The organism is Streptosporangium sp. NPDC049046 (assembly GCF_040649155.1).
GTDB lineage: Bacteria > Actinomycetota > Actinomycetes > Streptosporangiales > Streptosporangiaceae > Streptosporangium.
This window is the reverse complement of the sequence record NZ_JBEZEZ010000017.1, coordinates 16,781-29,570: the sequence shown is the minus strand read 5'-3', so window position 1 is coordinate 29,570 and position 12,790 is coordinate 16,781. Positions and strand designations below refer to the sequence as shown.

Below are 12,790 nucleotides of genomic sequence, written 5' to 3'. Positions count from 1 at the left end.
CGGCACCGCCACCCGGGTCCCGGAACCTCGCCTCAGAGCTTCGTCCGGAGGAAGGCGATGTCCTCGGCCTGACCGTCGAAGGGGGTCTCCACCACGATCGGCGCGTTCGCGCTCCGGCACACGCCCAGGATGAGCTCGGGGTCGATCTGACCCGCACCCAGGCTCGCGTGCCGGTCGGCGCCGGAGTCGAAGGCGTCGCGCGAGTCGTTGCAGTGGACCAGGTCGATCCTGCCGGTGATCGCCATGACCCGCTCGACCACGTCCGCCAGGTCCTCACCACCCGCGTGCGCGTGGCAGGTGTCGAGACAGAAGCCCACGTCGAAGCCGTCGAGCGCGTCCCACAGCCGGGCGATGCGCTCGAGCTTGCGCGCCATCGCGTTGCCGCCGCCCGCGGTGTTCTCGATGAGGACGGGGACCCCGTGCTCCTCAAGGCGCTCGAACACCTTGCGCCAGTTGTCGAAGCCCTTCTGCGGGTCGTCTCCGGCGCCGACGTGCCCGCCGTGGACGATCAGACCCCGGGCGCCCAGCTCGGCCGCCGCCGCGAGGTGCGCGCTCAGCAGCTTGCGGCTGGGAATGCGCACCCGGTTGTTGACGGTCGCGACGTTGATCACGTAGGGGGCGTGGACGTAGACCTCCACGTCCGAGTCCTTGATCTCCCGGGTCTTCTCGCCGATGACCGGGGCCTTCCACCCCTTCGGGTCACCGAGGAAGAACTGCACGACCTGGGCGTCGCGTGCCCTGGCGTGGGCCAACGGGTCGTCCTGGTCGACGTGAGCTCCGATAAGCGGCATGTATCCGAGAGTAGCCGTTTCAACGCCGAGGGCAGGGGCAGTCGCAGGTCGCGCCCCACCGCCCGCCCCCACGGGCCGACCCCAAGGAGTTCCAAGTGGCTGCTCGCTATCGCAGAGGGATCAGTCTCATCGGTCTCATCTACATCCTGATCGGCATCTACGTCGCCTGGTTGTACGACTACATCACCCCCGCGCTCCTGAAGGACATCGCCGAGGCACTGCTCGCCGTCTTCCTGTGGTTCCTCATCCTGCTGGGCGTGGATCTGCGCCTCGGCTGATCCCGCGTCCCGTACGCGCCCCCCGATCGCATCGGATCGGACACGGCCGCCGACCCGCGGCGAGGCGGCACGTACCGAGGACGGGGCCGGTCGTTCCCCGCTCGCGTTCGAGATCTTCCAGGGCCGCTCGCGGCCCGGTCCTCGTCGGTGTGGCCCTCGTCAGGTTCGGGACCCTACGGGAGGAAACCCCCGTTGCGGATGCCGAAGGCCACACCGACGAACGAGGCCACGATGCCCACGATGTTCAGCGCGCGCTCCGGTGTCGTGGCGGAGACGTACTGGGAGTAGAGACCTCCGCAGAAGCCGAGCACCCCGAGCCACGACGCGACGGGGTGCGCGGAGGGGATGAGCCCGGCCACGAAGGCGACCAGCCCGCAGAGGATCGTGCAGACGCTCAGCACGTTCTCCAGGGGATGACGCCGCCCGTCGCTGTTCAGCCTGAACCGGAAACGCCCGCTCGGGCTCTGTCCGGACACATGAGGCACCTTCATCGCCCCCTTTCCCATGAGGGCGTGTCCTGGAGAGGACGAACCCGTTTCCTGTGTGGGGACGTGCCCGGCGAGGCGACGGCCCAACCCTTGACGGGCTGGTAGGCTGGCACGGCTACGTCGAATGGGTGTGTCATGGCCCACCCTCCACCCCGAGCGCCGAAATGGGAGTTCCGGGGTGAAGCACGTCAGCGTCCTCCTGTCACGGCACGGTGTCGTGACCGCAAGAGTCCAGAGGAGGTTGGAAGTCAGCATGCGCCGTTACGAAGTGATGGTCATTCTTGACCCCTCGCTCGATGAGCGTACGGTCGCCCCTTCCCTCGACCAGTTCCTCACGGTCGTCCGCAACGACGGCGGCACCGTGGAGAAGGTCGACGTGTGGGGTCGCCGCAAGCTGTCCTACGACATCGCGAAGAAGCCCGAGGGCATCTACGCCGTCATCGACCTGAGCGCCGAGCCCGCCACGGTCAAGGAGCTCGACCGGCAGATGAACCTCAACGAGGGAATCCTGCGCACCAAGGTCCTGCGCCCGGACGTGCACTAATCTCCGGCATTTTGTCGGACGGCAGCCGTACTCTGAGCCGATAACCAGCGAAGGCCGCAGGAAGGGCAGCGCTAGCCATGGCAGCAGGCGACACCACGATCACCATCGTCGGCAACCTCGTCGACGATCCGGAGCTGCGCTTCACCCCCACGGGGCAAGCGGTGGCCCGGTTTCGCATCGCGTCCACTCCGAGGTTCCTCGACAAGACGACCAACGAGTGGAAAGACGGCGAAGGCCTGTTCCTGACCTGCAACGTGTGGCGGCAGGCGGCGGAGAACGCCGCCGAGAGCCTCCAGCGCGGCATGCGGGTCATCGTTCAGGGACGGCTCCGCCAGAGGTCTTACGAGACCAAGGAAGGCGAGAAGCGCACCGTCTACGAGGTCGAGGTCGACGAGGTCGGCCCCTCCCTGAGAAACGCGACCGCCAAGGTCAACAAGACCGCCCGTCAGGGCGGTGGCGGTGGCTTCGGCGGCGGTCCCGCCAACGACCCGTGGGCCTCCGCGGCGCCGGCCGCACCGCAAGGTGGCGGCTTCTCCGGCGGCGGCGGCAACAACTACGGTGGCGGCGGTCAGCAGCAGCAGGGTGGCGGCGGCTTCGGCGGCGGCGACTTCAGCGACGAACCGCCTTTCTAGGGACGCTCCTCCGGGACGGTCACGACCGCGCCCGGCATCCCGCGTCCCAGTCCATATCCGCAGCGACCATTCCCGCCTGACGGCGGGGCTCTGAAAGGAGCACCACGATGGCCAAGCCGGCACTGCGCAAGCCCAAGAAGAAGGTTTGCCTGTTCTGCCACGACAAGATCTCCTACGTCGACTACAAGGACACGGGGCTGCTTCGGAAGTTCATCTCCGACCGCGGCAAGATCCGTGCCCGCCGGGTGACGGGCAACTGCACCCAGCACCAGCGTGACGTGGCGACCGCTATCAAGAACGCTCGTGAGATGGCGCTCCTGCCGTACATGAGCACCGCGCGCTAAGGAGGTCCGGACAGATGAAGCTCATTCTCACCAGTGAGGTCACCGGCCTCGGCGCCCCCGGCGACATCGTCGAGGTCAAGAGCGGTTACGGCCGCAACTACCTGCTTCCCCGCGGCTTCGCGATCCTCTGGACGCGCGGCGGCGAGAAGCAGATCTCCTCGATCAAGAAGGCCCGCGACGCCCGCGAGATTCGCGACCTTGGCACCGCCAAGGAGGTCGCCGGTCAGCTGCAGGCCCTCAAGGTGGTCCTGAAGACGAAGGCCGGCGAGTCCGGCCGCCTCTTCGGCTCCATCACCACGGGTGACGTCGCCGAGGCCGTGAAGGCCGCCGGTGGCCCCCTGCTCGACCGCCGTCGCATCGAGATCGCCTCCGCGATCAAGAGCCTCGGCTCCCACCGGGTCAGCGTCAAGCTGCACCCGGAGGTCTCCGCGTCCCTCGATGTCGAGGTCGTCGCGGCCTGACAGGCCCCGTGAGACAAGGGCTCCTCTCCGTTCGCGGGGAGGGGCCCTTGTCCTTTCCCGGTCCTCCCGCGGATCCGGGCAGCGCTCTTTCCCGTCCTCCGGGGAGCCCGGGGGACCGATGAAAGTCCCCTTTCCCGCCGGGAAGAATTCATATGCTGGTACCCCGTTACCCCAGGTCACCGCGAATACATACAATTCGGAAATCGTTGCTTCGCCCTGGAGGTTTTGTCATGGTCCGTCCCTCGATGCTGTTCGCGCTCGGTGCCCTCGCGGCGACCGCGGTGGCCTGTGCGCCGGCTTCGGAAACGGCGACCCCGGCGAGCCCCGCATCCTCAACGTCCGGCGACGCCTCCGCGGCCCCCAGCGCCTGCGCCAAGGACAGCCCCGCGCTGAAGACCCCCGGGAAGCTGACCATCGGCACCGACAAGCCCGCCTACGACCCGTGGTTCAGCGACGACGACCCCACCAACGGCAAGGGCTTCGAGAGCGCGGTCGCCTACGCCGTCGCGGACCAGCTGGGCTTCGCCAAGGATGACGTCACCTGGGCCACGGTGAAGTTCGACTCCGCGTTCGCGCCGGGCGCCAAGCAGTTCGACTTCGACGTGAACCAGGTCTCGGTGACCCCCGACCGGGCGAAGGTCGTCGACTTCAGCAAGGGCTACTACACGGTCAAGCAGGCCGTGGTCGCGCTGGACGGCTCCAAGATCGCCTCCACCACGGACCTCGCGGGCCTGAAGGACGCCAAGATCGGCGTGCAGATCGGCACCACCTCGCTGCAGGCGGTCAAGGACGTGATCAAGCCCTCGTCCGAGCCCAACGTCTACAACGAGCAGATCGACGCCGTCAACGCGCTGAAGAACAAGCAGGTCGACGCCGTGGTGGTGGACCTGCCCACCGCCTTCTACGTGACCGCCGCACAGGTCGAGAACTCCAAGATCGTCGGTCAGTTCGGCGCGGCCTCCGGTGAGCCCGAGGTCTTCGGCGCGGTCTTCGAGAAGGGCAGCCCGCTGGTGAGCTGTGTGAACGAGGCCATCGACAAGCTGACCGCCTCCGGTGAGCTGGCGAAGATCGAGACCGAGTGGCTCGGCTCCGCCGCGGGCGCACCGGAGCTGAAGTGACCCTGAAACACCCTCCGACACCGCCCGCGACCGGACCCGGCCCCGGAGCCGACGCGGACGCCCGGGTCTCGCCGCGGGCGCGGCGCGCGTACGGTCCGCGCCACGGCGGCGCTCGATGAAGAACGACGAGCGCCTGCGGGTTCCCGTCGACTGGCAGAAGAGCGAACGGCAGCTTGAGCGCGAGCGGCTCCGCAGGAGGGCGTCGATCCGTTCGAGCTCCGTCGCGACGGTCTCGACGATCCTCGTGATCGTCCTGCTGCTCTGGCTCTTCACGGCCTCCCCCGGCTGGCCGAGGGTGCGGGAGACGTTCTTCGACCTCGACCAGTTCACAGGGGCGCTGCCGGACGTGCTGAGCGGGTTCCTGCTCAACGTCAAGATCTTTCTGATCGCCGAGCCGCTCATCCTCATCGTGGGACTGCTCGTCGCGCTCGCCCGCAACCTCACCGCGCCGGTGTTCTTCCCGCTGCGTGCCCTGGCGGTGATCTACACCGACGTCTTCCGCGGCGTGCCCACGATCCTCATCATCTATCTCGTCGGTTTCGGCCTGCCCGCGCTCGGCCTGCAGGGGACACCGACGGACCTCGCGACGCTGGGCATCATCGCGCTCACCCTCTCCTACGGCGCGTACGTGGCGGAGGTCTTCCGTGCGGGCATCGAGTCGGTGCATCCCAGCCAGCGGGCCGCCGCCCGGTCCCTCGGGCTGAGCCACGGCCAGACCATGCGCCACGTGGTGGTGCCGCAGGCCGCGCGCAGGGTGGTGCCGCCGCTGCTCAACGACTTCGTCTCACTGCAGAAGGACACCGCGCTCGTCGCGACGATCGGCCCCCTGGAGGCGCTGCGGCAGGCGCAGATCCACGTCGCCAGCACCTTCAACTACACGCCGTACCTCGCGGCGGCGCTGCTGTTCATCCTGCTCACCATCCCGATGGCCCGCTTCACCGACTATCTGGCGGCTCGCTCGCAGAGACGGCGGGGCCAGTGAGCGTGCGTACCCCGGCGTACGGCGGCGTCCCGTCGCCCGGCGAGACGATGACGGCACGGGAGGAGAGTGCATGAGCCTGCTCACCATCGAGGGGCTGTGGAAGAACTACCACGGCCACAACGTGCTGCGCGGGATCGACCTGGAGGTCGAGTCGCACGAGGTGGTCTGCCTGATCGGCGCCTCGGGCTCGGGCAAGTCCACCCTGCTGCGCTGCGTCAACCTGCTGGAGACCGCCGACGACGGCACGATCACCCTGGACGGCGAGGAGATCACCGATGCCAGGGTCGACCCCGACGACGTGCGCAAACGCATCGGCATCGTCTTCCAGGCGTTCAATCTGTTCCCGCACATGAGCGTGTTGGACAACATCACGCTGGCCCCGCGCAAGGTCCACAAGGTGAGCGGGAAAGAGGCCGAGGCACAGGCCCGCGACCTGCTGGCCAGGTTCGGCCTGGGGGACAAGGCGGACGCCTACCCCGACCAGCTCTCCGGCGGCCAGCAGCAGCGTGCCGCCATCATCAGGGCGCTGGCCACGCGGCCCCGCCTGATGCTGCTGGACGAGGTCACCTCCGCCCTGGACCCCGCGCTGGTCAAGGAGGTGCTCGGGATCATCAGGGAGCTCAAGGAGGGGGGCATGACCATGGTCCTGACCACCCACGAGATGGGTTTCTGCCGGGAGATCGCCGACACCGTCTGCTTCCTCGACGGCGGCGTGCTCCTGGAACGCGGCACCCCTGAGCAGATCTTCACCGATCCTCGTGAGCCCCGCACCAGGGAGTTCGTGCAGAACGTGATCGACGCCCGGCGTCTCTGAGCCCTTCTCGCCCGCCCGTCCCCGAAGCCGCACGAGGTCGTGAGGTCCACGGGCGTCTCGGGGGCCCGGCGGGCCTCATGGCCCGCGCGGTGGACGGTCCGCTCAGCGCCGGTGCCTGCCGCGAGGTCCGGCCGTGGGCCCGGGGCCGCCGGGCCGGCCGGGAGGGCCCTGTGCAGGGTCGTACCGCCCCGGAGCGGGGTCGGCGGGAGCCTCGGGGACGGGGCGCGCCATCGTGGCGAGCACGCTGTTGCGTCTGCCGTACACCAGGTAGACGAGCACACCGAAGGCCATCCAGATGATGAAGTACAGCCAGGTGATGAGCTGGAGGTTCACCATGAGCCACAGGCAGGCGAGGATCGTGGCGATCGGCAGGCCGGGAGAGAGCGGGGTGCGAAAACCTCTCGGCAGCTCCGGCATCGTCTGCCGCATCCGGATCACCCCGCCGGCCACGACGATGAACACGAACAGGGCACCGATCACGACCAGTGGTTCGAGCGTCAGCACGTCCACGAGCTCGGCCAGCAGGATCGCGACGAAGCCGATGACCAGGGTGACCCTTGTCGGGCTGTGATAGCTGCGGTTGATCTTGGAGAGCGGGCGGGGAATGAGCCCGTCGCGCGCCATGGAGAACATCACCCGGGTCAGGCCGACGAGCAGCACCAGGATGACGGTGGTGAGGCCGAGCACCGCCCCGATGTTGATGACGTGCACCATGAAACCCACGCCCGCGTCGCGGAAGGCGCTGGCGAGCGGTGCGTCCGTGTCGATCTCGTCGTACGGGATCATCCCGACCATGACCACCGCGACCGCGATGTAGATGACCGTGGTGATCACCAGCCCGCGGATGATTCCCTTCGGGATCGAGCGCGGGGCGTCCTCGGCCTCCTCGGCGGCGGTGGCCACGACGTCGAAACCGATGTACGCGAAGGTGATGGCCGCCGAGGCGGCGAAGATGCCGAACCAGCCGAACGCGCCCGTCTGGCCGAAGAGGAGACCGAGCAACGGGGAGTGCAGGGCGTCCTCGGCCTTTCCCCCGGGCGTCGCCGGCACCGGGATGGCCGCGAGGTTGCGCCGGTCGAAGTGGAGGGCGCCGATCACGATGACCGCGCCGATGGCGAGCAGCTTGGCGATCACGATGATCCACAGGGTGCGCAGTCCGACACGGGCGCCCAGGGCCACCACGGCGGTGAGGATCACCAGAATGAACAGCGTGAACAGGTCGAAACCCATGCTCTGGCCGACCATGCCCGCGACCGCCCCGGGAAGGTTCACCCCGAGGTCGGTGAGCATCTGGGCGGCGTAGAGCGACCAGGCGCGGGCCACCGCCGCCGCGGCGAGGAGGAGCTCCAGGATCAGCGCCCAGCCCACGACCCAGGCCCAGACCTCACCGAAGATGACGTAGGCGAAGGTGTAGGCGCTTCCCGCGGTCGGCATCGCGGAGGCGAGCTCGGCGAAGCAGAAGGCCACGAGCAGGCTGGTGATTCCAGCGATCATGAAGGAGAGGAACACGCCGGGTCCGGCCATGCTCGCCGCCTGGCGGCCGGCGAGGCCGAAGATTCCCGCGCCGATCATGACACCGATGCCGAGGACGATGAGGTCCGCCCCGCGATAGGCCGTGGGGAGGCCGTGGCGCGCACCGGTCCACCGGTCGGTGGCATGGCCCGGCGGCATGCGGCGAACGATCGAGGGGGAAGGGCCTTTGGGCACGACGTGACCAATCGTGGTGGGCTTTTAACCCTGTATCGAGGGACTTGTCTCACAGTGCCGCAGGAGAGTTTCGCAGGTCAAGGGCTATCCCATCACGTGGTGGACACCACAGTGTCACGCAAGAATTACCTGTCCGCCGGATACGATGCGTTACTTTTTGACCACGCGTGGACGCTCGACCGTCTCAGCCGCCGACCACCAACCACGCCGTGCCGTACGCCCGCGTCGACAGGGTCACCAGCCGGGCCGCCATCCACAGCCCGAGCGCCAGCCAGAGCGCGACCAGACCGCCGCCCTGGAGATCCACCAGGAACGCGGCGGGCAGATAGGCGAGCGTCGTCCACACCCCCGCCCAGGCGAGGTAGCGCCGGTCTCCGGCACCGATCAGCACGCCGTCCAGCACGAACACCACCCCGGCGACGGGCTGCAGGGCGGCCACCACCCAGAGCAGGCCGAGCAGTTCGGCGGAGACGACGGGGCCCGCGTCGAACAGCGAGGGCACGAACGGCCTGACCACCACCACGAGGAGGCCGAGCAGCACGCCCGAGCCGACTCCCCAGGCCACCATCCTCCGGGTCGCGCCGCGGACTCCCGCCACGTCACCGGCGCCCAGCGCGCGGCCGGTGATCGCCTGCCCGGCGATGGCTATCGCGTCCAGGGCGAACGCCATCAGGGTCCAGATCCTGATGGCGACGGTGTGCGCCTCGATCTGCTGCTCCCCCATGCGGGTGGCGACGGTGGTCGCGACGGCCAGCACCACCTGAAGGCACGCCGTGCGGATGATCAGGGCGACCCCCGCCGAGCCCGCCGCCCGTACGCCCGCCAGGTCGGGGCGGAACGGCGCGCGGTACCGGACGAGGATGAGGAGGAGGTAGACGGCGGCGGCGAGCGACTGGGCCAGCACCGTGCCCCAGGCCGAGCCCGCGATCCCCCAGCCCAGTCCCAGAACGAAGACGATGTTGAGCACCGCGTTCAGTCCGAAGGCTCCCACCGACACCAGCAGGGGGGTCGTGGTGTCCTGCATGCCGCGCAACACGCCCGTGCCCGCGAGTACCAGCAGCATGGCGGGGACGCCCAGCAGGCTGATCCGCAGGTAGGTCACCGCCTGCCGGGCGAGCTCGCCCTCGGCGCCGATCAGGTGGACCAGCGAGGGCGCGAGGGGCCAGACGACCACGATGATCGCCAATCCCACCCCCGCGGCCAGCCAGAGGCCGTCCACCCCCTGCCGCAGCGCCCGGCCGGTCTCACCCGCGCCGATCTGCCTGGCCACCGCCGCGGTCGTGCCGTACGCGAGGAACACGCACAGCCCCACCAGGAAGGTCAGCACCGTGCTCGCCACTCCCAGGGCGCCGAGCGCGGGGGCGGGCAGCCGGCCGACGACGACGCTGTCGGTCAGCAGGAAGAGCGGTTCGGCGACCAGGGCGCCGAACGCGGGCAGCGCGAGCCGCAGGATCTGCCTGTCGTGGTCGCGCCCGGAGCCGCCGGGCCGATCGGCTCGACCGATCTGACCTGGTTTGTCGGATGAGCCGGAGCCGGACCGACCGGACCGGTCGGGTCGATCGGCCTGGTCGGCCCTATCGGGTCGGCCGGATCGAGGGGTAAGAGGCACCTATCCATTGTGCCTCTTACCTCCCAGCGGATCTCCGGCGGGATGAACCTCTCAGGACATGCCATCTGGGGCGACTTTCAGCGTGTCGCCCCAACTTTCTTTTCTCCACAGGCGGTGGATGGAGTTTTCCCTGGTCAGAGCGTTATCCACAGCTGTGGACAAGAGTTATCCACAGAACTGTCCCCAGGGTGCCCACACCTCTGGGGAAGAAGTGCACAGCTTATCCACACCTCTGTCGACAGGTCGCGTTGCCAGCCGGGCGTGGAGCCGCGAAACTGTCACAGCGGTCCGCTACAAATAGAGATAACGTAACTGTGTTCGAAAGAGGGGGTGTGTGGTGAGCGTCGCGGAGCCGCCGGTCTTCGAGCCGAGATTCGAGCGCACCCCACCGAACAACATCGAGGCCGAGCAGTCGGTCCTGGGCGGCATGCTGCTGTCCAAGGACGCCATCGCCGACGTGGTCGAGATCCTGCGGTCCGACGACTTCTACCGCCCGGCCCACCAGATCATCTACGACATCGTCACCGACCTCTACGGCCGCGGCGACCCCGCCGACGCCATCACGATCCTCGACGAGCTGCAGAAGCGGGGCGAGGTCGCCAGGATCGGCGGTGGCGCCTACCTCCACACGCTGACCGCCATCGTCCCGACCGCGGCCAACGCCGGTTACTACGCGAGGATCGTCCGCGAGCAGGCCATCCTCCGCCGCCTGATCGAGGCCGGCACCCGCATCGTCTCCTACGGCTACGGCGGTCAGGACGAGGAGGTCGACGACCTCGTCGACCGCGCCCAGGCGGAGATCTACAAGGTCACCGAGCGCCGCACCTCCGAGGACTACGTCCCCCTGGCGGACATCATGCCGGGCGCCCTCGACGAGCTGGAGGCCATCGGCGGCCGGAGCGGCCAGATGGTCGGGGTCCCCACCGGTTTCCAGGACCTCGACTCCCTCACCAACGGCCTGCACCCGGGCCAGATGATCGTTGTGGCGGCCCGGCCCGCCATCGGCAAGGCGCTCGCTCTCGACACGCCGCTGCCCACTCCCGCCGGCTGGACGACCATGGGGGAGGTCGAGCCGGGTGACCACCTGATCGGTGCGGACGGCAGGCCGACACGGGTGGTCGCGGCGACCGAGGTGATGCACGGACGGCCTTGTTACGAGGTGGAGTTCAGTGACGGCACCGTGATCGTCGCGGACGCCCGGCACCAGTGGCGGACGACCACGCGCGCGCGTCGCCGGCAGGACTCGGAGAGCCACCTGCCCGCCGAATTCATCGAGCACGTCGGGAGCGCGTACGAGACGTCGACGGCGGAGCCGACGAACGCCTCCGCGACCGCCGCCCACGAGGACGTCGTGACGACCGAGGAGATCGCCCGCACACTGCGCTGCGCCTCGGCGGACAGGCGACCGAACCACGCCGTCGCCGTCGCGGCGGCGTTCGACCTGCCCGAGCGGGATCTGCCGTTGCCCGCCTACGCGCTCGGAGTATGGCTTGGCGACGGTCACCCCGACGGTGCCGGGTTCACCACCATCGACTCGGAGATCGCTCTCAACCTGGAGGCCGAAGGGGTGCGGGTCACCCGTACGAGCTCCGACCTCCCCTACGCACTCGGTCTGCCGCATCCGTCGCCCGTGACGGAGCGGCCCTGCACGGTATGCGGTGCCCTGTTCGTGCCCCGGATGTCCCAGGCGCGGACGTGCGGTCGCTCGTGCGGCGGAAGGGCCCGTCCGGTTCCGGCGACCACGTGTCCCGACTGCGGTGGTCCGTCCAGCGGTCTGCGGCAGTGCCAGGCGTGCCGGAACGGTCATGACACGGTGCGGGCCATCCTGCGCACCCTCGGTGTCCTCGGAGACAAGCACATTCCCCAGATCTATTTGCGAGCCTCCGAGAAGCAGCGGCGTGCCCTGCTCGCCGGTCTCCTCGACACCGACGGACACGTCGGTCGCGACGGCCGGATCCAGCTCGAGGTCACCGACAGGAGACTGGCCGAGGACGCCTGCGAACTGGTGCTGAGTCTCGGCTACCGGGCGACGACGAGGACACGGACGGTCAAAGACGGAAGCGTCGGCTCCTCCACCTTCTACATGATCGACTTCACGGCGGCGGACAAGGTGTTCCGGCTGTCCGGCAAGGCCGTCCGGCAGGTGACCACCCCTCATCCGTCGGCGCTCGTTCGATACATCGTCGACGTGCGGCCGGTGCCCTCGACGCCGGTGAGATGCGTGGAGGTCGACAACGCCGACCACATGTACCTTGCCGGAAGGACCTGCATTCCAACGCACAACAGCACTCTTGGCCTGGATTTCGCGAGATCCGCCGCCATCAAGCACGGCATGACCACTGTGGTGTTCTCGCTGGAAATGTCGCGCAACGAGATCACGATGCGCCTGTTGTCGGCCGAGGCGCGGGTGGCGCTGCACGCCATGCGGTCGGGCACGATGACCGATGACGACTGGGCGAAGCTGGCCCGGCGGATGGGCGAGGTGGCCGAGGCGCCGCTGTTCATCGACGACTCGCCCAACATGTCGATGATGGAGATCAGGGCCAAGTGCCGTCGCCTCAAGCAGCGCAACGACCTGCGGTTCGTCATCATCGACTACCTGCAGCTGATGTCCTCGCCGAAGAAGACCGAGAGTCGCCAGAACGAGGTCTCCGAGATCTCCAGGGCCATCAAGCTCCTCGCCAAGGAGCTGGAGGTCCCGGTGATCGCGATCTCCCAGCTCAACCGTGGCCCCGAGCAGCGAACGGACAAGAGGCCCATGGTGAGCGACCTTCGCGAGTCAGGGAGCATCGAGCAGGATGCGGACATGGTCATCCTGCTGCACCGGGAGGACGCCTACGAGCGCGAGTCGCCCAGGGCGGGTGAGGCCGACCTGATCGTGGCCAAGCACCGTAACGGCCCCACCGCGACGGTCACCGTGGCGTTCCAGGGCCACTACAGCCGTTTCGTCGACATGGCTCCCCACTAGACCTCGCCGTAGGGGGGCCGCGACCGGTGAACCGTTCCGCATGGCGTGCCCCCA

13 protein-coding genes are annotated in these 12,790 nt (G+C 68.6%); 9 read left to right on the top strand and 4 right to left on the bottom strand.

Translation table 11 applies throughout. From position 1 onward, the window contains the following. Positions 1–32 precede the first annotated feature (32 nt). Positions 33–791, bottom strand: a complete 759-nt coding sequence (locus tag AB0B96_RS23840; protein ID WP_350941836.1) for a deoxyribonuclease IV — start codon at positions 789–791, stop codon at positions 33–35. Positions 792–886: 95 nt separating this feature from the next. On the opposite strand from AB0B96_RS23840, the gene AB0B96_RS23835 reads away from it, so the two are divergent. Continuing rightward, positions 887–1,069 (top strand): hypothetical protein, encoded by a 183-nt coding sequence (locus AB0B96_RS23835; RefSeq protein WP_350941835.1) that lies wholly within the window; start codon positions 887–889, stop codon positions 1,067–1,069. Between the two features lie 173 nt (positions 1,070–1,242). Here the strand turns inward: AB0B96_RS23835 and AB0B96_RS23830 are convergent, their stop codons facing one another. Further along, on the bottom strand, positions 1,243–1,545 hold the full coding sequence (locus AB0B96_RS23830; protein WP_350941834.1) for a hypothetical protein: 303 nt from the start codon (positions 1,543–1,545) through the stop codon (positions 1,243–1,245). A gap of 265 nt (positions 1,546–1,810) precedes the next feature. On the opposite strand from AB0B96_RS23830, the gene rpsF reads away from it, so the two are divergent. The 7 genes from rpsF to AB0B96_RS23795 all read left to right on the top strand — a co-directional run bounded on the left by rpsF (position 1,811) and on the right by AB0B96_RS23795 (position 6,452). Then, entirely contained in the window at positions 1,811–2,101 is a 291-nt protein-coding gene (gene rpsF, locus AB0B96_RS23825) for a 30S ribosomal protein S6 (protein WP_350941833.1), read from the top strand. 77 nt (positions 2,102–2,178) lie between these two features. After that, positions 2,179–2,733, top strand: coding sequence for a single-stranded DNA-binding protein (locus tag AB0B96_RS23820; RefSeq protein WP_350941832.1), 555 nt, complete (start codon positions 2,179–2,181; stop codon positions 2,731–2,733). 107 nt (positions 2,734–2,840) lie between these two features. After that, positions 2,841–3,077 (top strand): 30S ribosomal protein S18, encoded by a 237-nt coding sequence (gene rpsR / locus AB0B96_RS23815; protein WP_344892480.1) that lies wholly within the window; start codon positions 2,841–2,843, stop codon positions 3,075–3,077. A 14-nt stretch (positions 3,078–3,091) separates the two neighbouring features. Further along, a complete protein-coding gene (rplI, locus tag AB0B96_RS23810) occupies positions 3,092–3,538 on the top strand; it encodes a 50S ribosomal protein L9 (protein ID WP_344744211.1) in 447 nt (148 codons plus the stop codon). 230 nt (positions 3,539–3,768) lie between these two features. Further along, positions 3,769–4,656, top strand: coding sequence for an ABC transporter substrate-binding protein (locus tag AB0B96_RS23805; RefSeq protein ID WP_350941831.1), 888 nt, complete (start codon positions 3,769–3,771; stop codon positions 4,654–4,656). Between the two features lie 115 nt (positions 4,657–4,771). Continuing rightward, positions 4,772–5,638 carry an amino acid ABC transporter permease gene (locus AB0B96_RS23800; RefSeq protein ID WP_350941830.1) on the top strand — a complete coding sequence of 289 codons (867 nt, stop codon included), beginning with the start codon at positions 4,772–4,774 and terminating at the stop codon, positions 5,636–5,638. Positions 5,639–5,708: 70 nt separating this feature from the next. Next, positions 5,709–6,452 (top strand): amino acid ABC transporter ATP-binding protein, encoded by a 744-nt coding sequence (locus tag AB0B96_RS23795; RefSeq protein WP_350941829.1) that lies wholly within the window; start codon positions 5,709–5,711, stop codon positions 6,450–6,452. A gap of 102 nt (positions 6,453–6,554) precedes the next feature. On the opposite strand, the gene AB0B96_RS23790 is transcribed toward AB0B96_RS23795, so the two are convergent. Together AB0B96_RS23790 and AB0B96_RS23785 are read right to left on the bottom strand one after the other, a co-directional pair. Then, on the bottom strand, positions 6,555–8,123 hold the full coding sequence (locus tag AB0B96_RS23790) for an amino acid permease (RefSeq protein WP_362901909.1): 1,569 nt from the start codon (positions 8,121–8,123) through the stop codon (positions 6,555–6,557). 220 nt (positions 8,124–8,343) lie between these two features. Further along, a complete protein-coding gene (locus AB0B96_RS23785; protein ID WP_362902155.1) occupies positions 8,344–9,663 on the bottom strand; it encodes an MATE family efflux transporter in 1,320 nt (439 codons plus the stop codon). A 442-nt stretch (positions 9,664–10,105) separates the two neighbouring features. On the opposite strand from AB0B96_RS23785, the gene dnaB reads away from it, so the two are divergent. After that, on the top strand, positions 10,106–12,736 hold the full coding sequence (dnaB, locus tag AB0B96_RS23780; RefSeq protein WP_362901907.1) for a replicative DNA helicase: 2,631 nt from the start codon (positions 10,106–10,108) through the stop codon (positions 12,734–12,736). Positions 12,737–12,790: the final 54 nt, after the last annotated feature.

Bases quoted from the DNA above. Each gene is read 5' to 3' on its own strand.
- AB0B96_RS23805 (WP_350941831.1), top strand. From the start codon at position 3,769: ATGGTCCGTCCCTCGATGCTGTTCGCGCTCGGTGCCCTCGCGGCGACC.
- AB0B96_RS23800 (WP_350941830.1), top strand. From the start codon at position 4,772: ATGAAGAACGACGAGCGCCTGCGGGTTCCCGTCGACTGGCAGAAGAGC.
- AB0B96_RS23795 (WP_350941829.1), top strand. From the start codon at position 5,709: ATGAGCCTGCTCACCATCGAGGGGCTGTGGAAGAACTACCACGGCCAC.
- AB0B96_RS23820 (WP_350941832.1), top strand. From the start codon at position 2,179: ATGGCAGCAGGCGACACCACGATCACCATCGTCGGCAACCTCGTCGAC.
- rpsR (WP_344892480.1), top strand. From the start codon at position 2,841: ATGGCCAAGCCGGCACTGCGCAAGCCCAAGAAGAAGGTTTGCCTGTTC.
- rpsF (WP_350941833.1), top strand. From the start codon at position 1,811: ATGCGCCGTTACGAAGTGATGGTCATTCTTGACCCCTCGCTCGATGAG.
- rplI (WP_344744211.1), top strand. From the start codon at position 3,092: ATGAAGCTCATTCTCACCAGTGAGGTCACCGGCCTCGGCGCCCCCGGC.
- AB0B96_RS23840 (WP_350941836.1), bottom strand. From the start codon at position 791: ATGCCGCTTATCGGAGCTCACGTCGACCAGGACGACCCGTTGGCCCAC.
- AB0B96_RS23790 (WP_362901909.1), bottom strand. From the start codon at position 8,123: ATGCCGCCGGGCCATGCCACCGACCGGTGGACCGGTGCGCGCCACGGC.